We start from the raw sequence: 19431 nt of genomic DNA on the forward strand, positions 1-19431 counted from the left end.
TAATCGATTCGGATTACACGGATTCGCTGTCTGTGTCGGCTGCTGATAGCACAGTGCCTCCCCGTAGTCCGATCCGACATGGGAGGGAATACGCAATGCCCGATTCAAGAGCTGACAACGGATCGTCGATCCCGTCGTATCGCCTTCAGGCCGGTCCGTTCTGCGAGCGTGTCGTTCGCACACTCGACGAGTCCGACCTCGACTACGTTCGCGCTTCGTCGAGGCGATGCACTCCCAGTGGAACGTCGTCAAGCGCAGCAGCTGGAACCGCTGTCGTGCGTTCCGGAGTCTCTCCGCGTGAGCGACCAGCAAATTTTTCGGAGATTACCCCGTTTTCCGGATACAGACGGGTACGTATTGGTGATCTCGACCGGCGGATCGATTCAGCGACCGTGTAGCGACCTGTGAGCGATGCGCTCAACGCCGCAACGTGGCGCTCAATTATCACGAACTGGCACCGGGAGAGAGTTTCACATATGTCTCACATGCACGAAAACCAGGAGGAACCGCTTGTCGTTCGGGAGGGGCGGGTGACCTTCGAAACCGAGGGCGGAGCTGTCGTGGTCGACGCGGGAGAACGCATTCGATTCGACCCCGGCGAGTACCAGCAAGGTGTCAATACTGGCGGCGAGCGAGTCGTCGCACTGGTCATCGGTGCGCCTCAGGACAGGGGAGTCAGAGATCTTCCGGACGCGTGTCGCCCGTGGTGAGCGCACGCCCAATACGGTCGAACAAGTCCAGGATGAGCAGGCCACACTCACCCGGTGACCCTCTTGTGGAGAAGAGACCGGTCGGTTCGAATAGGCCGCCTCCTCCCAGCCCGAAAAGCCGGGAGGATTACACCGAGGCGATCAGTCGCTGGTGTTCGGGTTTCATACACCGATCCTGGACGACGCGCAGGCCGGCCGCTTCCGCTCGAGCGACAGCGTCGTCGTCGTGAATGCCCAACTGGAGCCAAATGACCTCGACATCAGCACGGGCGAGCGCTTCGTCGACGATTCCGGCGACCTCGGGACTCGGTCGAAAGACGTCTACAATATCGATATCCTCCTCGACATCCGAGAGCGAGTCGTCGGCGGGCCGACCCAAGACGTCATCTGCTGTGGGATTGATCGGGATGACCTCGTAGCCCTTCGTCTGGAGATATTTCGGAATTTCGTGAGCGGCCTTTCCGGGCGTCGACGAGCAGCCGACGACAGCGACCGTTTTTTCCTCGAGTATCTTTCGGACTTCGGTGTCTGTCTCGACGGGCATACCGCTCGTAGGACTTCGGATCTCAAAAGGGCACCGTCGCGTTCAGTCTCGTTCGTGAGCCCCTCAGTCAGTGGATAATGCCATTTGAGAATGCCGTGGGCTAGCGACGGACTGATTCAGTACGACCGTCCCCCATGTTGCCAGAATGGGTGAAGGGGATATCGAGTCGTGGCTGTATTTAACTGATTGATACTATTGAGGATGGAACCTAAAACGGAGGAGCATGCGGAGCAATACGTCGAACCGAAGACAGTTTTTTGCCCGGACTGCCGTGGTCTCGTGTACAATCGGCCTCGCGGGATGTCTTAGCGGTGGATCGAAGCGCAACGACGGTCGAGATTCGCAGACGACCACGCCCAACGAGGAGAGTGAGACGAGCACTACTGAGAACACGGATTCGACGAACGAAACCAGGACCGAGACGTCGTCCTCGCCAGAAACTAGCGATTCGACCACAGAGAGCGTACGGACGGTCTCGTTTGAGGCCCCGCATGGAGCGACTATCGAGGCTACGTCCTACGGCAGTGGCGACTGCGGTGTCGTACTGGTGCCCCAGATCAATATGGACAAAGAAAGCTGGCAACCACAGGCAGAGATGATCGCCGACATGGGCCATCTGGCGCTTGCTATCGACGAGGACCCGGACAACCGATCCGAATCCGTACGTGGCGCTGTTCGTTATCTCGACGAACAACGGGGAGTGTCGACACGTATCCTCGTCGGAGCGAGTACGGGAGGGGAAGCCATCGTCGCCGCAAACGCGAAGACGGACGTCACTGTCGACGGAACGATCACACTGTCCGCTGCCGGTGGTGCCGATCACGCTTCGGAACTCCACGGACGGTCTCTCTTCGTGGTCAGCGAGGGAGACGACGATCGGTTCGTTCGTCTTGCTCGGGAACTCCATCAGGGGGCACCGGAACCAAAACAATTGATCGAGTACGATGGATCGGCACACGGCCAACGAATCTTCGATTCGGAGTACGGTACCGAACTTCGAGACCAAATTCGAACGTTCGTGTCGAGAATATGTGGTCCTTGATCATTCCCCAAACTATTCCCCATTGATGCGTAATACTTACGATTCCAAGCTACTTGGAGGCGTGTAACGCCAACCCTACTGTGAAATACCACGGCTCCTTCACTGAGTCCCAGCTAATTCAACAATTAGCTGGTGTTGGCTTTGTTGAAATCCTGTTCCTCGGACATATTCTCGCCCGAAACAGCTGTTCGCTGAACAGTGCGAACTTACCGGACGGATGAGCACAAAATAGCGACTTGACCTTGGAGAAAGCATTTATCGACGTATGGCTGATTTTCTGACATGAACCGCCGCACGGTCCTCACCGGTGTTGCCATTGCTCTCCTATCCTTGGTTGCTGGTTATTTTGCTGAAAGAGATAATACACCCCCGGAATACGAGGACAAGGGAAGTAACCTGACTGCTCCAAAATCGAATACTGAGAGGGAAGAAACCCCCCGAGTTCACTGTTTCTTTACTGTTGAGTTGATTGAAAGTCCACCAGAAAACGCCTCAGTAGTTTCCGCAGAAAAGGAACAACTGATAGATGCCACTATTATTAGGAACATTTCAGTCAAAGCTGTCAATTCAGACAAAAACACGGAACAGTAACAAGGCCAAGTGGGGAATACGAACAATTCTCTGTAGCTCCAAACTCGACTGAGGAATTGGAAGAGGGGAGAACAGCACTTGAACCACTGCCGGAATACCATGATGATGAGTATCCATCTGGTGTATATGTGAAATACAAAGATACTATCGTGGCAATCACAGAGCAGTGTACAATCTGACCGTTGAGTGAGTTCTCTGTACTAACCGGTACCTGCGTATGCGAACTGAACACAGTTAACGACCTGTAGAAGAAAAACACTTACTTGATCGTTTGCTGAAATCTAACATGAACCGGCGAACGGCTCTGACGATGATTTGTAGCGGGGCAGCGACGTGTGGCGCGGGTTGTCTTTCAGTTGAGGAAGCGAGTCCTCTCGATTTTGAACTCCTGAATTTTACTGAAGACACTCATCAGGTTGTTGTCACCATCACCGATGAAAGTGGAAATAACGTGTTGGAAGAGACCTACGAAATTGAGGAACGGCGGGATGGTCCAAGGGTGATTCGAGAAAAAGGATTTACGCAGGCCACCAACGGAGAAACCTTGGATATTGTCGTGGCGCTCTCTGACAGAGAACCAGAAGAGCGGGTATTCCGAGTGACGTGCAATGAAAGTGATGAAACCCAGGACGTGTTCTTTGCCGAAATACGTGAAAAGCGCGATGGAGAGTATACATACTTTGAATTCCAACAATCAATCTGCAGTGGTGGTCTCTAACCATAGTATTCCGCGCACTATCTCCTATTCACTGGCGGAATGGTGGTAAGTACATCACCTGTCCTGACCGGTAACTACGTGTGCGTATTAGTCACCTGCTCACAGTCGTTCAGCCGAACACGGTGACGTGCACCAGTCCCACGCGAGATTCTCCACAGTACCGAGACATTGGCCCTCGAGTCCGACCCGGACGAGCAGGAGAACGTTGCTACCGAAGAACCCTCCCTGCCTGTTCGACCGACGATGGTTTGGATAGAACGAATCGGCTATCTGCTGAGTGACCGCCTTTTTCGCACCTCAGCCCCCCTGCAGCCAGGAAAGTCGGCGGCGGGTGACGTGAGCCCGACCTCTTTTGCCCTGGCCGTCGTACCGAATTTCGGAGCAGACAATGCAGCTCAAAGAGAAAACCGCGATAGTCACCGGCGGGTCCTCGGGTATCGGAAGGGCGATTGCCGCTGCGTACGTCGACGAAGGTGCAGACGTGGTCATCGCGAATCAGACCGAATCCGAGGGAGAGTTGGTCGCGGACGAACTCGACTGTGACTTCGTACAGACGGACGTCACCGAGTACGATCAAGTCGAGGCGCTCGTCGACGCCACCGTCGACGAGTTCGGGAAGCTCGACGTGATGGTCAACAACGCCGGTATCGGGAGCGAAACGTCCGTCGAGGAGATGAGCCTCGAGGAGTGGGAGCGCGTCGTCGACGTCGACCTCGACGGCGTCATGCACGGGACGAAGGCCGCGCTCCCGCATCTCGAGGAGACCGACGGGTGTATCATCAACACCGCCTCGATTTACGGGTTGGTCGGCGGCAAAGGGGCCGCCTCGTACTCCGCGGCCAAAGGCGGCGTCGTGAATTTCACCCAGCAGGTCGCCGTCGACTACGCCGAGGAGGGCGTCCGCGTCAACAGCATCTGTCCCGGCTTCGTCGAGACGCCGATGACGAACGACCTGCTCGAATCCGAACGCTTCTACAACTACGTCCTCGAGGAGACGCCGATGAACAGGCCCGCACAACCGGAGGAGATCGCACCGCTGGCGGTGTTCCTCGCCTCCGACGGCGCCTCGTATCTCACCGGCGCGAACATCCCGGTCGACGGCGGCTGGACGGCCCATTGATCCACGCGTCCCGTCGGGGAAGCGGCGCGAGTACGACCGTGACCGTCTCGGGAGTGACTGACCGTGCCAGCGTGATTCGACGCGTTCGCAGACGCGATCGAGTCCGGCGACCAGCAGTTCCTCGCGTGCGGGTCCTGCGGTCACGCGACGCTGCCCCGCCGCGTCCGTCCTGCGACTCGACCGACCTGTCTCGAGCGTCGTTCTCCGATCACGGGGCGGTCTTGTCGGTCGCTGAATTTCCGTTACAATACAGACGTTTCACGGAGCGACCCCGGACACTGTCGTCTTGGCAGAATTGCGTGAGGGCTCGTTCCTCTCGTCCGGTGGCGGAGTGAGGTCGCGATCGAACGCTTGGGAACGCCATCGCGCAGTGCACGTGACCGTTCTATGGGAGTCGACCTCGTTATCGTCACACATGGAGGGAACTCGACGATTCAGCGATCGGACTGACGCGGGGGAACGGCTCGCAACGGCTCTCCGCGAACGAGCGGTCGACGCGGACGTCGTGCTCGCCGTCCCGCGGGGCGGTCTCCCGCTCGGGCGAGCGATCGCCGACGCGCTCGACGTACCGCTCGACGTGGTCGTCGCGAAGAAGATCGGCGCACCGGGCAACCCGGAGTACGCCGTCGGCGCCGTCGCGAGCGACGGGAGCGTCTGGCGGAACGAGGGGGCGCTGGACCGAACCGACAGCGACGAGGAGTACTTTCAGCGAAAGCGCGAGGAAGAGGCCGAGAACGCGCGCCGGAAAGCCGACCGATATCGAGGCGGCCGGCCGTCGCCCGATCTGACCGGCAAAACGGTCGTCGTCGTGGACGACGGCATCGCGACGGGATCGACCGTCAGAGCGTGTCTCAAACGGCTTCGGGGAACGGCGGCCGCAGAAATCGTCCTGGCAGTGCCGGTCGGACCGCCCGATACCATCGCCGAGGTAGAAGCGGCAGCCGACGAGGTCGTCTGCCTCGCGACGCCGCGCAGCTTCTTCGGTGTCGGACAGTTCTACGACGATTTCGGGCAGGTGTCCGACGAGGAGGCCATGACCTACGTGGAGCAGTGACGTGACCGGTGGCGGATCGCGTCGATCGGTGACGAACGTCGACTCGGGCACCGGGGGACAACCGCCGTCCGTTACTCCGAGTCGTCCGTCGTCTGGAGGGCGGGCGGGAGCCCCTGATGTTTGATCCCCGTCTGCTCGTCGATGTTGAACTCGTAGACGTTGACCTCGCCGGAGAGGGTCGCCGTTTCGAACAGTTCGGGCCGCCACGTCTCGCTCAGGACTTCCTCGAGCGAGTCCCACTCCGTTTCGGGGACCGCGGTGATCGACCCCGTCAGGAGGGCGCTCTCCCAGTTGTACATCGTATCGGTCTTGAAGACGAGGAAGCTCGCGGCGTCCGCCGCCTCGCTCAACGTTCGCTTCCGGCTGCTGGAGCCGAGGAGGAACGTGAAGTAGAGCCGCGTCTCGCCGTCGTAGCCGAACGTCAGCGGAATGAGATAGGGGGCGTCCGCCTCGGGGAGACCTAGAACGCCCGTTTTCTGCGTCGACAGGAAGCTTCGGATTTCGGTGTCGCTCATCTTCTCCAGTCCGTACTCTTGCAATTCATCGACTGACATGTTACAACGCTCTCCGAGGAGCACAAAAAAGCCACCATGCCGTGTGCACACCGCGAGAGGGAACCAAACGATGCCGACAACAGACCGCAGCCCTCGCTCGTTACCGGTCTCGTCTGGCTGTCGGAGAGCGCGATGACGTCGTCCGATCCGATTTCGCTGCTCCGACGCGCAGTGGCCGCCTCGCGGTGTCGGAATGAGGGCAAGAATCACTTACTTGGACGTGGTCTGTTACCTATGGACGAACCACGCGACTTCGACGACATCCTCGTCCCGACCGACGGCAGCAAAGCCGCCCGCAACGGGGCCGAACAGGCGATCAAGTTCGCGCGGCGAAACGACGCGACCCTGCACGTCCTGTACGCGATGGACATGGGTGACGCCGACTACGTCGCGGTCCCGAGCGACATCGCACAAACGCGGGGCCGCCTCGAGAAGAAAGGGCAAAAGTTCGTCTCGGAGATCGACGACCTCGCCACGGACGCCGGTGTCGACTGCGTCACGACGGTCAGGGCGAACACGCCCGTCGAGGCCATCCTCGAGTACGTCGACGATCACGACATCGATCTCGTCGTGATGGGCAAACGCGGGCGTTCGGACCCCGACAAGCCGCTGATCGGCTCGATCACGAACCGGGTGGTCGGCTCGCTCGATATCCCCGTGTTCACCGCCTGAGCGATCCCTCAGAACGAGGCCGATCCGGAGCGACCACCCAGTCGAGAAACTCCAGTACGACAGGAATCGACGGTAGAGTTCGTACTCGATCGCCCAGTGGTGGAGGTGTGCGAACACGGGGAACGGCGATTCCACCATCTCCGTCGGACTACTCGTCTACTGGAGGCCCAACCAATGACGAACGTCGTACTGGTCACCGGAGCGACCGGAACTGTCGGGCGGCACGTAGTCGCCGCGCTTACAGCTCGCGACGCCGATGTCAGGACCGCGCTTCGTGACCCCGAACCTGTCTCGAGCGAGATTGCGGATGTCGGGGACACGGTCGCGTTCGATTTCACGAAGCCGGAAACCTGGGGTCGTGCGCTGACGGATGTCGATGGCATCTTTCTCGTCCGTCCCCCCGTCGTGGACAAATCGGAGGTTGGCTCGTTCGTCGACGCTGCGGATCGTGTCGGTGTCTCCCACATCGCCTACCTCTCGACGCTCGGCGCAGCGAAGAACGTTCTCGTTCCCCACCACTGGATCGAGAAGCGAATCATGGCGACGGATCTCGAGTACACGCTATTACGCGCGTCGTTTTTCATGCAGAATCTCCTCGAAGTTCACCGTCCGGACCTCGTCGAACACGACGAACTCTTCGTGCCGGCCGGGAGCGGAAAAACCAGTTTCGTGGACGCACGGGACGTCGGTGAAGCTGCAGCAGTCGTGCTGACCGAGTCCGGCCACGTGGATCGGGCCTACGATCTCACGGGACCCGAAGCGCTGGACTATGGGGAAGTCGCCGCAATCTTCAGCGATGTCCTCGGTCGGTCCATCACGTATCCGGAGCCGTCCCTGGTGGCGTTCGCAAACCGAATGCGCCGACGCGGAGAAGCAGTCGGGTTCATCGCACTCATGTGTGGCATCTATACCACTGCACGGCTCGGATTAGCTGCACGTGTTACCGACGACAGTCAGCGACTCCTCGGCCGACGCCCACGGAAGATGCGAACGTTCGTCGAAGACTACGCAGACGAATTCCGAGGTACCTCACGGCGAACAGGACGCTGATGGGGAGCGATGCCAACAGCGGGGACGTCGAATTCGCGGACCGCCGGTCCCGAGGTGTCCGGGCTGGTGTCTTCGGTTAGTCCTCCACGGCCGATTTAGAAGTTTCACGTGTTGAACTCTGAGGTGATTCGGGGTGGTCGGTTCCGTCGTCGGCTTCCGGTATCTGCCGTGGTAAGAACGTCGATGCGATAAGCAAGAGCAGCACGAACAGTACGAGGAGGAGCAGCGTCGCCCGTTGGGCGTCGAACATCGCAGCCTCGAAGATCCCCTCGAGCAACTGTCGATGCGTCGGAGTGAGTCGGTTCAGGAACTGTTGCTGCGTGGCTTCGGTCGCCGTCTCTGCTGCATCTTCGAGCGCGATCACCAGATCGTTTCGTTGCTCCGTTGAAACGGTCACGTGTTCCGCTCGGAGCACTCTATCGACGACACCACCGTAGAACTGTCCGAGAAAATACGAGCCGACGACTGCAGTCCCCATGGCGAATCCGATCGAACTGCTTACGTTCAGAACACCGGATGCCTCAGGGGAGTTCGCGGTAGGGACGGCCGACATCGTCATATTGCTGATCTGTGCCACTATGAGTCCGACACCGGCTCCGTACAGCGCCACCGGAATAAGCATCCCGCTGATCGTCTGACCGGGACCCGTCTGCTCGTACAATACCAACAGTCCAGCGCCCATACACACGATGCCGACCTGAACGAGCGTCTTCGGTGAGATGTACTTCCGCCAGCTGGTCGTAACCGTCGCAAAAAGGATCGACGCGATGGAATACGGTAACAACGCGAGCCCGGTTTCGAAGGCGGTGTATCCGAGTACCGCCTGGAGATAGACCGGGAAGATAAACATGAAGCCGGCCGAGATTATCGAGCGAATATTGTACGTTATAACACCGGCTACAAAAGGGCGGTTCGTCAGCACGTGCAGCGGAACGAGCGGTGACTTCCCAGCGCGTTCCATTCGGCGCTCGTACTGAACGAACGCGGCGAACGCGAGCAGTCCGATCCCGAGAAACCAGATCGCTGGCGACGTCCCGAACGGATTGAACTGCAGCTCGTCGACGACGAACGGCCGCCGTTCGACTACCCACCCGTACTTCCCGCTGAGAAGGAATCCAGCGACGAGCGACGTCGCACCGACGATGGACAGGACCGTCCCACCCTTATCTAGGGAACTGCGCGTTTCCGACAGCGGGTTCGGAGTCACGTACTGTACGAAGAAGAGGATAATCCCCGCACCGAGGATTTGGAGCGAAAATCCCCAGCGCCAACTTGCGTACGTGGTTAGTGCGCCACCGATGATCGGTCCAAGAGTCGATCCGACCCCGTGTACGCCAGCCAGCAGGCCGAACGCCGTCGCCCGGTCGTCGTCTTCGTAACTGACCGTCAATACAGTGAACGTCAGGGGAAATAACACAGCGGCCGCGGAACCCTGGACAAGTGACCAGCCGAGATAGAGGATCGTCGTGTTCCAACTAATCGCCGCCACCAGCGTCCCGCCGGCGTAGACGGTCAGTGCGACTGCCACTATACGACGAGGACTACGCCGAGACGGCAGCGTGCCGGCTGGCAGAATCAGCGCAGCGATCACCAGCGAGTAGAATGAAACCGCCCCTTGAATCACGGTGACCGTGGTCTCAAACTCGTCCACCATCGTGGGGATCGCGACGTTCATCAGAGATGCATTGACGACCACGATGAACGTCGTCAGACTCACGGCGATTGCCGGGGCCCAGTATTGTACCCCCATCTGTAACTCCGCAGATAGGGACGTATTCCCGTCTGAAGGAGGCCCATCTGGGGTCATAGCGTAGTCTCATGCTTTTGACCGTCAAATAACCGGGACGTGGCCCGCTCCTTCGACTCAGCAGCGACGTCAGTCTCGCGCGAATGGAACACGACCGAACGTCCGTGCTGAACGCGTGCTCTGGATTCAGCACACCGCTATTGACCGTTGACGAGAATAGCGGCAGTCACTGCCGCAACTGTTCCTGCTGTACGTACTACGGACCGGTTGTCCTCGAGGACCGGGTTCGCGGACACAGCGTTATACGAGTTCGAATGCGGAATGTCGCACCGTCTTTGCAGCGCATTCCACACAGCAGCGAAACCATCGCGGTCGGCAGTCGATTCACTGCGGTCCGACTGACGATCCCTGCGGTCAGGACACGTCCTGCGAACGTCTGTACCGCCGGCATCGGCGAGGGCCCCAGTACGAGCGCCACGACCCGTTCGTCATCTCGTTGCGGCCGAGCTGCCGTTCGTCGGGCTCGAATCCGGTCCTTTCCGCCGCGTTGACGGTCACGTCACCGCCCTCTGTCTCGAACGTTGCCGTTCCCTCGAGCACGGAGAAGCGGTCCTCGTGGTCAGCGCGGCGGTGATACTCCACTCCGAAGCTTTCGCCCGACTCGAGGATATAGTGGTTCGCTGCGAGGTGTTTCGTCCCGAGAAGAGTCCTCCTACCGGGGGCGGCCCGAATCGACGTCCGGGCTTTATCCCGTTTGCAGGTGAAGGGACGAGTATCGCCGGGGGTCATCGACCGCCGCGATAGAACAGTGATCTCTCCATGCCCGAAATCAAGTCAATCGTCCGCGAATCGGTTGTGAGCGCGGCCCCGAGCACCTCCTTGACCGACATCGCGCAGCTGATGGAAGACGAGAGCGTCGGCAGCGTCGTGATCGCTACGGAGGAACGCCCGCAGGGAATCGTCACGGATCGCGATATCGCACTCGCGGCGGCCGCTCGCGGGGACGATCCCGAGACGGCGACCGCCGCGGACGTGATGAGCGAAGACGTCGTGACGGTCGACGCCGACAGCGGCATCTTCGAGGTGCTCCGCGCGATGACGGACGCGAACGTGCGGCGGATCCCGGCAACCGATGCGGACGGCGAGCTCGCCGGAATCGTTACGTTCGACGACTTCGTCGTCCTGCTCGGCCGCGAACTCAAACTGCTCGGTGACGTCGTCGAAGCTGAAATCCCGCCCTACGAACACTCCTGAGCCCGCGCCGCCTGCGTGGGTGATGGTGGCGCGGTCCTCAGAAACTGAATATCTGCAGGAACCGCTGCGGATAGCAGCAATACGATCGATTATTTATTCTGTGTCAGTGGTACTCGTCTCCGGAATGGGTGTAACTCGAAAGACGTAATTCGCGTAGACACCCTCGAGGTTCGTGGGACTTTCTTCAGCGGTGTGCTCTCGACAGAGGACGGCCTCTGCCTCGACGGCACCCTGACCGGTTTCTTCTTGGTATCGTTCGAGGACGACAAATGCTGCGAGCTCGTCGCAGCCGCGACGATGACACTCTCGAAGCGAGTCCGAATATTCCTCTGCATCGTCGGAGTCGCCCTGTTCATCACCAGGTAGTGCTTCGTCACCACGGTCGCGTTCCTGTTCGAGTTCCCATTTCCGCTGGCGATTCTCTGCGTCGTGGGCTTGCTTGTCTCGCCCCTTTTTCGTGTCTCCCATAGCGAATGGAGGTGAATAAGCGGGATAAGAGTAGGGCTTGATAGCTCGACACACGCTGTCGATCGCTCGCACTTCAGCGGTCGTTATCGATGCTTTCCGATATCCCGTGCGTGGAGTTCGTCCTCGGCCCGCCACGTCCGCGGTCGCACGGCGACGAACACTGCGAGGAGATACAGCGCGACGAGGATACCAATTACGAGGAGACCAGGGACCGCACCGATGGCGGCGCTGGCTGGCCACGGCGTCGATGCGAATGCGGTAACCCGGATCGCCCACGCGCTCAACATGATCAGGAAGAGCAGTAAGTAAATCCTGCGGAGACGGTGCGCAATTGCCTCCTCCCTGGAGATCTTGATGACGGGCGTTCGGTAGTCCTGGCTCAACGTCTTCCGCCACGTTGGGTTTTCGAGGCCCGTAGACGGGTCCAATCCGTACGCAAAGACGTTCTTCTGAAGCGTCCGAACGCGTCCTCGCCAGAGATCGTAACCGCGATACCGCTGTCCCTCCATGATCAAGAAGGCGACCAGTGCCGCGATTCCCAATAGCAGGATGTAGTGCGGTCGGTTTCGGCCCGAAAAGCCCCACGTGAGGATTCCGCTCATGACGATCACCGCCCAGTTCGACGTTCGGTCGAGCCGTTCACGCCAAAGTGTCATCCGATGGATCTCACCGCGGTAGAGGTGTGCCATCGACGAACTCGGAGACATGTCGTCCTCTAGTAAGCCCTTGCCGACTTCGCGGTGTTCGGCGTCACCCGGATCGATATCTTTCGCTGAGTCCTGAGCCATCGCGAGTATACGCCTTCGACAACGGGACTAATAGAGTTCCGCCCCTCCGTGGCAAGTCCAGTCTGCGTCGGATCGAGTCCTGGTCCGAGCACACTGTCACCGACGACCCCCTCCTCTCGAGACGCTAGCTCGCCGACAGAAATGTGACCGGTGGTGGAACACGTCCGTGTATGGTCTCCGGTGACAGACGCTCTCCTCCTCGGGAGAGATGACCGGTGGACGAAACGATGGGGTTTCGATGTCGTCGCACTCCTTCCCGGCTCTCTCGTTTACTTCGCGGCTGTCGAGGCCATCGGGTGTCTGACCAGTCACGTACTCGAGTGACCGCTCGCGAGTGTTTCGTCCGAGGATTCCGGTGACTGGTTCGTCGTCAACACGGGGACTGACGCCGTGCGAATGACACGTTCAGTGACACTTCCGAGGAAGCGTTCGTCGAGCCCCGTTCGGCCGTGGGTTCCCATCACGACGAGATCGATCCCCGTTCCATCGGCGTACGCGGTGATCTGTTTCGGGACCGATCCGGATTCGATCGTGGTCACGATGTCGTCGACGCCCGTGTCGATCGCCGTCGATTCGGCGTCTGTGAGGAGGCTCTCTGCCCGGTTCTCGCGCTCGGTCTCGTCGGCGATCGATCCGAGGAGTTGATCTTCCAGAACCGAGAGCAGATGGAGCGTAGCGCCGGTCCGATTCGCCACGTCCGCTCCCAGTTGCAGTGCGACTGTTGCGTGTTCACTTCCGTCGGTCGGGACGAGGACGGACTCGTACGGATAGGACGGGACGTCGTCGACCGCACGAACCGTCAGCACCGGCATCGGCGCCGTGTTGACGACGCGTTCGGCGACGCTCCCGACGACGTATCGCTCGAGGCCGTCCCGTCCGTGGGTTCCCATCGCCACGAGATCGACGTCCTTCGTCTCGGCGTAGTCGACGATCGCGTCGGATGTCGCGCCCTGCACGACGTCCGTAGTCACGGGAACGTCACTGTCTACGGTTCGTTCCCAGGCGTCCTCGACGATCTCGTCGCCTTCGCGTTCGAGGACGTCCAGAACGTCGGTACCGACACGGGTCTGACTCGGCTTGTTCGTATCCGCGACGTAGAGGAGGGTGACGGTCGCGTCGTGGTCGCCGGCGATCTCCAGTGTGTGATCCAGCGCCGTCGTTGCCGGATCGCTTCTGTCGACGGGAACGAGAATGCGGTCGTACATGGCACCGTCGGCTACGTTCCGGATCAGTATACGTTTTGACCTGCCAGCGAGGTGGCATCGGTCTCAGCGAGAAACGGGCTCGATCGACGGTGTACGCTCGGCGGTCACCTTCGGCGACCGACCGATCGACTATTCCCCCGAATCTGGAGCAATTGATACGTCGAAATTGTCACCTGCCGAGCGGATAACACGTATCCATGGATATTCAACGGACCTGATACTGAGCAGGTCGGCACCGCATCGGTAGTCGCTTCCCGATCCAACGGCAGCTCTGATCGCTATCGGTGAACTGCCGTTAGATCGGGAAGCGGTCGGTCTCCCTCGAGATGAGTTGTTGAAGGTGGAGAAGGGATATCGAATCGCTGGGGATGATCGACTATCGGAGGGAGTCGTCGTCGATAGTGAGGGTTTCTTTGTCGACGACGTCGAACTCGGCGGCCACGAGATTGCCCGCCGGATCGAACAGTTCCGGTTCGTCACGCATGACGTAGAGCTCTCCCGCTTGCGTTTCCGCACCCTCTTGCGGGAAGAAGAGGAACCGGTTGTTCGTGCCGAAGTATTCGGCGTGGACGGTATTGTAGTCCGTGAACAGGCCGCTTTGCTCGATATCCTGTGGAACCCAGCCCTGCGGTCCCGACGTGATCTCGAACGGCGCGCTCGAGAAGAAGTTGTCGGGACGAACGGCGGCTTCGCCGCCGCCGTCATCGAGAATCTCGAAGTCCTCCTCGGTCTCGAGTTCGAAGGGGAGGTCGTCGCCAGTGAGCGGTCGGTACTGCACACGGACGAGATCGGAAACTGCTAACGCCTCTTCGGTCGGAGACGATAACCGGTCGTCGAAAACGTACTGCTCTCCTTCTTCTATCCGTGTGCCTTCGGGTACGAAGAGATACCCCTCCTCGTTCGTGTTGAAGTGTTCGATGACACGCACGCTGTGGTTCTGTAGGACGTCCGGATCGTCCACGACGGGGGCGTCCTGCAGCGCCGGCGAGACGACACGGAAAATCGCGCCCGAGAAGTACGTCTCGCCGGTCGTGATCGCGTCTCGAAACCGTTCGTCGTCGCCGTCTTCGGTCGGCGTCTCCTGTGCCACTCCACCCCCGATCACACCGAGCCCGAGTGTCGCCGAGGTGACCGACCCTGCCTTCACGAACCACCGTCGCGATCTCCGGTTCCGCTGGCCGTTCATGCTAGATCAGTGTCCGTCTCGGACGATCGGTCGTTCGCTCCAGCACCGGATAATCCTCGTGCTGGCTTTTGCAGCCGTTGGTCGAACCCGGGACCGAGCGTCAATTGTCCCGAGTAGATCGAAGTCGCCGCCCGAAGAATTCGATGAGTTCACTGACAGAGCCCGTTCCCCAGATCGCGACGATCACCGCGCCGACTGCGTTGAACACGAAGTCGGTAACGATGTCGTCGATTCCGTAGACAGTGACCAGCCCCCCGCCGAGAGCGAACTCCAGTACCTCCCAGACGACGCCGGTCGCGAGGACGAAGACGACGATGAATACGGATCGAAACGTCGACGAGACGTTCATTTCGTCGGAGTGGCGTTCGAACGCCCGGAAGGCAGCGTACCCCAGCCCCGCGATGACTGACGCTGAGACGGTGTGAGCGATCTCGTCGTACCACTGGTACTCTTCGTACAGCCAGAGCGATCCAATCGTGTGCAGGATCACGGCGGTAGTGATCCAGAGGACGAGTCCGGCGTTCATCGAGTATCCGTACTCCCAGCGCAACCACGCGGGCAGAAGCGTTACGCCGAGGGCCAACCCTGCCGTTCCAGCGATTCCGAACTGAAACGTCGCGATCCCGAAACCGAAGAGTGCGACGAGCATCAGCTGGAGACCCCGAACGATACGGCGCTCCTGCGAATCCGTCAGCTCTACTGCATCACCGATCGCCATGGTTATTTCGCTCCGTTCGCGGCCCGATCGACGGCACCGGCCGGCTCGAATCGACCGGCGTACCACTGGAAGAGTACGCCGAGGCTGAGTCCGATAGCCGTGACGGCGACGAAATCCCACTGAAGTTCGGTCTGCGAGCGCAGATACTCGGTCCCGAGCCACTGATCCGAGTAGAACTGGGCGACGGTCCAGAGTGCCTGGAGCGCCATCGTCGTGAGCATCGCGAAGCCGACGGAGAACCGCCGACTCAATTCGACCGATCCGAACGCCTCGAGTTCGACGACAACGATGAGTGCGAGTGTCCCAACGGCGAGATACACTGTCGTCTCGGACGGAAATTCGGCTGCACTGGCAACGACAGCGATCGTAGCGACCGCCAGGAGCGGCCAGGAAATCATCGCCGTCCAGTCACGGGTCATCAACGCCGGTACCGACACGACGGCTACGACGACCAACTCGAACCCACCCCAGAGCAGAACGCCCGTGAAAACACTCTCGATGGCATCCAGCGCCACGATGCCCGTCAACAACCATCCGATGGCGGCGTTCATCCGCTCGTCGCGGACGAGTCCTTCGAGCATCACACGGATGAATCGATTCGTGGACACTAAAACCCGCAGCCGGATAGTGAGGGTTTCCGATGCTGGAAGCGTGAACGGGAACGTCGTTTCCGTACCTTGGACTCGACCCCGAATCGAACAGAGACCAGTACCAGTTCGTGGACAACGTCGGAGCCCTATTGTCCCGATACCCCGTCTAAGCGGCGGGGCTTTCGGTTGCGATTCTGCAACCCAATTGCCACAGTCCGTTCAAGAGGCGACGGACCTCGAGAACGCCGAGGAAGCCGCCCAGTACGCCGACTCTCGGCCGAGGAGTGGCGGACGACCAAAATGATGTCTTGGCGGTCCACGGCCTATCGACGATTTCGAAAGTAGGCTGTCGGAAACCTTCTCACAATCTATCAGATAGGTGCCAATATATGGGTGGAGTGCTAAGTTCTACCATGACCCGTCGTATCCTCGTCCCAGTCGACAATTCTAGTCAATCGGAGAAAGCGCTCGAGTACGCCGTCGAAGAATATCCCGACGAACACATCACTGTACTCCACGTCATCGAGTTGGACAGGGCCTCGATTTACGGTGATGAGGGGTTCCTCTACGGCGACGAATATCTCGAACAACTACGCAGGAGGGGGACCGAAGAACTCGAGAGAGCCAGCGAGACTGCGGCTGAACACGGCGTTGACGTTACGACCGAACTACGGGAGGGGAAGCCTGCCAGCACGATTACTGGGTACATCGAGGACCATGATATCGATCACGTGGTCATTGGAAGTCACGGTCGCTCTGGGCCAACGCGTATCCTCCTTGGGAGCGTTGCAGAGGCAGTGACGAGACGGTCGCCGGTTCCGGTAACGACTGTCCGGTGACTCTTCACCCACTCCGCTATTTCGTGTACGGTTTGCAGAACGTGTTCGTTAGTCTGGGTTCTGAGCGTATAGTATTTCAGCCGCGTGCTGATGGGGTTCGTCACCCGAATCATCGTCGAAAACGAGACGTTCAGTCCGCAGTATTTCCCACTCAGTGTAGTAGTCTGTCAATTCACCTGGTGCGTAGAAGTGCTCGTTTGTCGTCCAATCCGGCGGCGTCGGAATATCGGGATGATCGACGAAAGCGAACATCGCGTGAATCCCGCCGGCAGTCGTTTTGGATTTGAAATGCTCGAACTGTCGCTTTCGGTTCTCGGGACGGATGTACTGGACCGTCCCGGCCGAGTAGACGACGTCGACCGGTTCGGGGAGGGTGACATCGTTCGCATCGGCCTCAACAGTCTCGAGTGTCACTCCTCGATCCTCGGCAAGTTTTTCTGCCTTTCGCAGCCCGTTCGGGACGATATCCATCGCATACACGTTCCAGCCGTGCTCGGCGAAAAATACCGCATCTCGTCCCTCGCCGGCACCAATGTCGATCGCCGTAATTGTATTTTCGACGACCGGCGCCACGTCAACCGTGTTCTTGGCCATCGTGTTCGGTTCCGTTCCCCAATAGTAGTCCTCGCGGCCATACACCTCCTGCCGGTCATCGTATCGCATTACTAAACAATGGTCATTCGTGTCTGTATGAAGATTCTCATATTCGCCGCGGTCGACTTTCGCATCCGAGCGATTGCAGTAGTGAGTCCTATACCGAGAGTCGATTCTGACACGACGGACAGGACATCAATCCTTGTTTGATGAGCATATACGACTTCTCGCATTTCGGGCACGGGCTGCCGAGAGACATATCCGATTCACGCGCAAGCCCGAAGAGCGCGTTTCGGAGGTATCGCTGTTCCGTTTGCATCTCCGAGAGCTGTTTCTGGAGGGCAGTAATCTCCTCAGAGAGGCCCCGATCACGCTTGTTGTTAGACTCTCGCAGTGTCGGCATCATAGGTGGTGGTATCTCTCGAGAAGGGAAAAGGACGCCTCCTACGTACCACGGGTGTTCGGAGACGGTACGTCGAAATCGAGCTCGACCCGCTATTGAACAGCTCGATCGCTTCCGTATCGGCCGTGCCTATCGGGCAACCCGGCTTCGCCGTTCCACGTCGGGCGGATCGTTCTGCGTAATGGTGGAATCGTTTCTCCTCCCCTGACGCGTTCACTGGCTGATTTTCTGGGGTTCATCGACCGATAGTTTGCCACGAGACCAAGTCGCTGCCGATGTCGAACCGAATAGCGGATCTGCGTCTTCCTTCCTGTGGCCGGACGTATCCACTCACTCGATCGGGTTGTCTTCCCACCGTTCTGCGAATTCGTTCACCCACTTCCGGGATTCGATTTCCATGACGGGCCGTTCGACCCGTGACGGATACACGTCAGAAGCCGCGTGCACGTTCCAGCTATTCAGCACGACGCTCTTGACAGCGATCGTCGAGAACGGTCATCATCCGGTACCCGCATACCTTACAGTAACGTAGTTCGATCGGAGGATACAGCCATGAGTATCAGATCAGGGGGACTGGCACTGGTCGCAGGAAGTGCCGCGTTCCTCATCGCCGGTGTCACTGTCACCGAATTCGCCCATCAGTGGATCGAATTCTCGCTGTTCATCGGCATCCCGGCCGGGATCGTTGCTGGCGTGGTCACCTCCGCTGCGGTATACATTGGGTTAGCTGACAATTCCCCGGCCCAGCGCCAGCGCATCGCGAGTGCCGTCGCCGGATTCGGTGTCGTCTTTCTCGGTGGACTACTCCTCCTTGGTGGCGTCCTCTCCCTCGGTGTCACGCTCGCACTCAGTATCGCCTTCGTTGGCGCGCTTCTTGCGGGGACAGGAGTGTACGTCCGAAGACCGAAACGCCGCGAAACGGACAGCGAAGACGAAACTACCGGTATCCGATAACCGAAGAAGAATCACCGCGTGCGGATCGGTTCCGTGGGGTACCTGCAGTTTACGGGAACGGTTCGCTCCGCTCCCCGGTCGCGACCGTCTCGAGAACTCGTCGTACTGCCGGTTGCGAATGGCGGTTCGGGCCCACCTGATCCCGTCGCGAGCGGCTCAGACGAGGAGTTGCACGTCGGACTCGGCCATGTGCTGGAGGGCGGTAGCGGCTCCGACGCCGGTCGTGACGCCGTCGTAGAAGTCGTCTTCGTCGTAGTCCATCAGTTCGATGGTCATCTGGCAGGCCTGGAGGTCGACGCCCTGCTCGAGGGAGAGGTCGATGAGTTCCTGGATGGTGGCGGTGCCGTTTTCGTCGATTTTCTTCTGCATCATCTTAGTGGCCATGCGGTCCATCCCGGGAAGGGCGGCGATCGAGTTCGGCAGCGGCATGTTCGGGTTGCCGACGGCGCTCAGTTTGAGGTCCGCCGACTTCTCCTCGTGGAGGATGTCGAGTCCCCAGAAGGTGTGGAAGACGACGACGTCCCAGCCGAAGGCAGCGGCCGTGCTCGCGAGGATCAGCGGCGGGTAGGCCATGTCGAAGCTGCCCTTGGTCGCGACGATGGTCATCTTTTTGCCGTCGTCGCCGAGTTC

General features: G+C 59.5%; 22 protein-coding genes and 1 pseudogene. 11 read left to right on the forward strand and 12 right to left on the reverse strand.

Going from position 1 to position 19431, the window contains the following annotated elements; all coding sequences use genetic code 11:
• Positions 1-95 precede the first annotated feature (95 nt).
• Positions 96-271 (forward strand): annotated as a pseudogene (locus BMX07_RS25715) (glutaredoxin); the annotation flags it as partial.
• A gap of 133 nt (positions 272-404) precedes the next feature.
• A complete protein-coding gene (locus BMX07_RS24910; protein WP_245742161.1) occupies positions 405-710 on the forward strand; it encodes a cupin domain-containing protein in 306 nt (101 codons plus the stop codon).
• A gap of 127 nt (positions 711-837) precedes the next feature.
• Here BMX07_RS24910 and BMX07_RS18300 read toward each other — a convergent pair whose 3' ends face one another.
• Positions 838-1254, reverse strand: a complete 417-nt coding sequence (locus BMX07_RS18300; protein WP_090620647.1) for a CoA-binding protein — start codon at positions 1252-1254, stop codon at positions 838-840.
• Positions 1255-2578: 1324 nt separating this feature from the next.
• On the opposite strand from BMX07_RS18300, the gene BMX07_RS23920 reads away from it, so the two are divergent.
• The 4 genes from BMX07_RS23920 to BMX07_RS18320 all read left to right on the forward strand — a co-directional run bounded on the left by BMX07_RS23920 (position 2579) and on the right by BMX07_RS18320 (position 5779).
• Positions 2579-2887 (forward strand): hypothetical protein, encoded by a 309-nt coding sequence (locus BMX07_RS23920; protein ID WP_139210955.1) that lies wholly within the window; start codon positions 2579-2581, stop codon positions 2885-2887.
• Positions 2888-3173: 286 nt separating this feature from the next.
• Positions 3174-3605: a hypothetical protein gene (locus tag BMX07_RS24645; protein WP_175480196.1), complete on the forward strand. Its 432-nt coding sequence runs from the start codon at positions 3174-3176 to the stop codon at positions 3603-3605.
• Positions 3606-3993: 388 nt separating this feature from the next.
• On the forward strand, positions 3994-4725 hold the full coding sequence (locus BMX07_RS18315; protein WP_090620651.1) for a meso-2,3-butanediol dehydrogenase: 732 nt from the start codon (positions 3994-3996) through the stop codon (positions 4723-4725).
• A gap of 415 nt (positions 4726-5140) precedes the next feature.
• Positions 5141-5779 (forward strand): phosphoribosyltransferase, encoded by a 639-nt coding sequence (locus tag BMX07_RS18320; RefSeq protein WP_090620653.1) that lies wholly within the window; start codon positions 5141-5143, stop codon positions 5777-5779.
• A 71-nt stretch (positions 5780-5850) separates the two neighbouring features.
• Here BMX07_RS18320 and BMX07_RS18325 read toward each other — a convergent pair whose 3' ends face one another.
• Positions 5851-6333 (reverse strand): pyridoxamine 5'-phosphate oxidase family protein, encoded by a 483-nt coding sequence (locus BMX07_RS18325; protein ID WP_090620655.1) that lies wholly within the window; start codon positions 6331-6333, stop codon positions 5851-5853.
• Positions 6334-6567: 234 nt separating this feature from the next.
• On the opposite strand from BMX07_RS18325, the gene BMX07_RS18330 reads away from it, so the two are divergent.
• Positions 6568-7005, forward strand: coding sequence for a universal stress protein (locus BMX07_RS18330; protein ID WP_090620658.1), 438 nt, complete (start codon positions 6568-6570; stop codon positions 7003-7005).
• A 174-nt stretch (positions 7006-7179) separates the two neighbouring features.
• Positions 7180-8055 carry an SDR family oxidoreductase gene (locus tag BMX07_RS18335; RefSeq protein WP_090620660.1) on the forward strand — a complete coding sequence of 292 codons (876 nt, stop codon included), beginning with the start codon at positions 7180-7182 and terminating at the stop codon, positions 8053-8055.
• A 76-nt stretch (positions 8056-8131) separates the two neighbouring features.
• Here the strand turns inward: BMX07_RS18335 and BMX07_RS18340 are convergent, their stop codons facing one another.
• Both BMX07_RS18340 and BMX07_RS18345 read right to left on the reverse strand, forming a co-directional pair.
• Positions 8132-9805 carry an MFS transporter gene (locus BMX07_RS18340; protein ID WP_090620662.1) on the reverse strand — a complete coding sequence of 558 codons (1674 nt, stop codon included), beginning with the start codon at positions 9803-9805 and terminating at the stop codon, positions 8132-8134.
• Between the two features lie 411 nt (positions 9806-10216).
• Positions 10217-10444 (reverse strand): hypothetical protein, encoded by a 228-nt coding sequence (locus BMX07_RS18345; protein WP_090620664.1) that lies wholly within the window; start codon positions 10442-10444, stop codon positions 10217-10219.
• A gap of 177 nt (positions 10445-10621) precedes the next feature.
• Here BMX07_RS18345 and BMX07_RS18350 point away from each other — a divergent pair, with 177 nt between their 5' ends.
• Complete coding sequence (locus BMX07_RS18350) at positions 10622-11056, forward strand: CBS domain-containing protein (protein WP_090620666.1); 435 nt, start codon at positions 10622-10624, stop codon at positions 11054-11056.
• A 93-nt stretch (positions 11057-11149) separates the two neighbouring features.
• On the opposite strand, the gene BMX07_RS18355 is transcribed toward BMX07_RS18350, so the two are convergent.
• The 6 genes from BMX07_RS18355 to BMX07_RS18380 all read right to left on the reverse strand — a co-directional run bounded on the left by BMX07_RS18355 (position 11150) and on the right by BMX07_RS18380 (position 16002).
• Positions 11150-11524 (reverse strand): hypothetical protein, encoded by a 375-nt coding sequence (locus tag BMX07_RS18355; protein WP_090620668.1) that lies wholly within the window; start codon positions 11522-11524, stop codon positions 11150-11152.
• An 83-nt stretch (positions 11525-11607) separates the two neighbouring features.
• A complete protein-coding gene (locus BMX07_RS18360; protein ID WP_090620671.1) occupies positions 11608-12312 on the reverse strand; it encodes a DUF2270 domain-containing protein in 705 nt (234 codons plus the stop codon).
• Between the two features lie 308 nt (positions 12313-12620).
• Positions 12621-13517 (reverse strand): universal stress protein, encoded by an 897-nt coding sequence (locus tag BMX07_RS18365; RefSeq protein WP_090620673.1) that lies wholly within the window; start codon positions 13515-13517, stop codon positions 12621-12623.
• A gap of 376 nt (positions 13518-13893) precedes the next feature.
• Positions 13894-14664 carry a hypothetical protein gene (locus BMX07_RS18370; protein WP_245742163.1) on the reverse strand — a complete coding sequence of 257 codons (771 nt, stop codon included), beginning with the start codon at positions 14662-14664 and terminating at the stop codon, positions 13894-13896.
• A gap of 139 nt (positions 14665-14803) precedes the next feature.
• Entirely contained in the window at positions 14804-15421 is a 618-nt protein-coding gene (locus BMX07_RS18375; RefSeq protein ID WP_090620678.1) for a DUF2238 domain-containing protein, read from the reverse strand.
• A 2-nt stretch (positions 15422-15423) separates the two neighbouring features.
• The gene (locus tag BMX07_RS18380; RefSeq protein ID WP_245742164.1) at positions 15424-16002 is read right to left on the reverse strand and encodes a hypothetical protein; all 579 of its coding nucleotides are present in this window, start codon (positions 16000-16002) and stop codon (positions 15424-15426) included.
• 422 nt (positions 16003-16424) lie between these two features.
• Between BMX07_RS18380 and BMX07_RS18385 the strand changes: the two genes are divergently transcribed.
• Entirely contained in the window at positions 16425-16850 is a 426-nt protein-coding gene (locus BMX07_RS18385) for a universal stress protein (RefSeq protein WP_090620683.1), read from the forward strand.
• A 48-nt stretch (positions 16851-16898) separates the two neighbouring features.
• On the opposite strand, the gene BMX07_RS18390 is transcribed toward BMX07_RS18385, so the two are convergent.
• On the reverse strand, positions 16899-17513 hold the full coding sequence (locus BMX07_RS18390; protein WP_090620685.1) for an SAM-dependent methyltransferase: 615 nt from the start codon (positions 17511-17513) through the stop codon (positions 16899-16901).
• A gap of 886 nt (positions 17514-18399) precedes the next feature.
• Between BMX07_RS18390 and BMX07_RS18395 the strand changes: the two genes are divergently transcribed.
• Positions 18400-18801, forward strand: a complete 402-nt coding sequence (locus BMX07_RS18395) for a DUF8147 domain-containing protein (RefSeq protein WP_090620687.1) — start codon at positions 18400-18402, stop codon at positions 18799-18801.
• 156 nt (positions 18802-18957) lie between these two features.
• Here BMX07_RS18395 and BMX07_RS18400 read toward each other — a convergent pair.
• The coding region (locus BMX07_RS18400; protein WP_090620688.1) for a DsrE/DsrF/DrsH-like family protein at positions 18958-19431 on the reverse strand (474 nt) is incomplete at its 5' end.

Source organism: Natrinema salaciae (assembly GCF_900110865.1).
Classification (GTDB): Archaea; Halobacteriota; Halobacteria; order Halobacteriales; family Natrialbaceae; genus Natrinema; species Natrinema salaciae.

Coding starts and splice junctions, on each gene's coding strand:
- BMX07_RS18335 (WP_090620660.1), top strand. CDS start 7,180: ATGACGAACGTCGTACTGGTCACCGGAGCGACCGGAACTGTCGGGCGG.
- BMX07_RS18320 (WP_090620653.1), top strand. CDS start 5,141: ATGGAGGGAACTCGACGATTCAGCGATCGGACTGACGCGGGGGAACGG.
- BMX07_RS18365 (WP_090620673.1), bottom strand. CDS start 13,517: ATGTACGACCGCATTCTCGTTCCCGTCGACAGAAGCGATCCGGCAACG.
- BMX07_RS18315 (WP_090620651.1), top strand. CDS start 3,994: ATGCAGCTCAAAGAGAAAACCGCGATAGTCACCGGCGGGTCCTCGGGT.
- BMX07_RS18350 (WP_090620666.1), top strand. CDS start 10,622: ATGCCCGAAATCAAGTCAATCGTCCGCGAATCGGTTGTGAGCGCGGCC.
- BMX07_RS18330 (WP_090620658.1), top strand. CDS start 6,568: ATGGACGAACCACGCGACTTCGACGACATCCTCGTCCCGACCGACGGC.
- BMX07_RS23920 (WP_139210955.1), top strand. CDS start 2,579: ATGAACCGCCGCACGGTCCTCACCGGTGTTGCCATTGCTCTCCTATCC.
- BMX07_RS18340 (WP_090620662.1), bottom strand. CDS start 9,805: ATGGGGGTACAATACTGGGCCCCGGCAATCGCCGTGAGTCTGACGACG.
- BMX07_RS18385 (WP_090620683.1), top strand. CDS start 16,425: ATGACCCGTCGTATCCTCGTCCCAGTCGACAATTCTAGTCAATCGGAG.
- BMX07_RS24645 (WP_175480196.1), top strand. CDS start 3,174: ATGAACCGGCGAACGGCTCTGACGATGATTTGTAGCGGGGCAGCGACG.
- BMX07_RS18355 (WP_090620668.1), bottom strand. CDS start 11,524: ATGGGAGACACGAAAAAGGGGCGAGACAAGCAAGCCCACGACGCAGAG.
- BMX07_RS18395 (WP_090620687.1), top strand. CDS start 18,400: ATGAGTATCAGATCAGGGGGACTGGCACTGGTCGCAGGAAGTGCCGCG.
- BMX07_RS18325 (WP_090620655.1), bottom strand. CDS start 6,333: ATGTCAGTCGATGAATTGCAAGAGTACGGACTGGAGAAGATGAGCGAC.
- BMX07_RS18390 (WP_090620685.1), bottom strand. CDS start 17,513: ATGCGATACGATGACCGGCAGGAGGTGTATGGCCGCGAGGACTACTAT.
- BMX07_RS18375 (WP_090620678.1), bottom strand. CDS start 15,421: ATGGCGATCGGTGATGCAGTAGAGCTGACGGATTCGCAGGAGCGCCGT.
- BMX07_RS18360 (WP_090620671.1), bottom strand. CDS start 12,312: ATGGCTCAGGACTCAGCGAAAGATATCGATCCGGGTGACGCCGAACAC.
- BMX07_RS18300 (WP_090620647.1), bottom strand. CDS start 1,254: ATGCCCGTCGAGACAGACACCGAAGTCCGAAAGATACTCGAGGAAAAA.
- BMX07_RS18380 (WP_245742164.1), bottom strand. CDS start 16,002: ATGCTCGAAGGACTCGTCCGCGACGAGCGGATGAACGCCGCCATCGGA.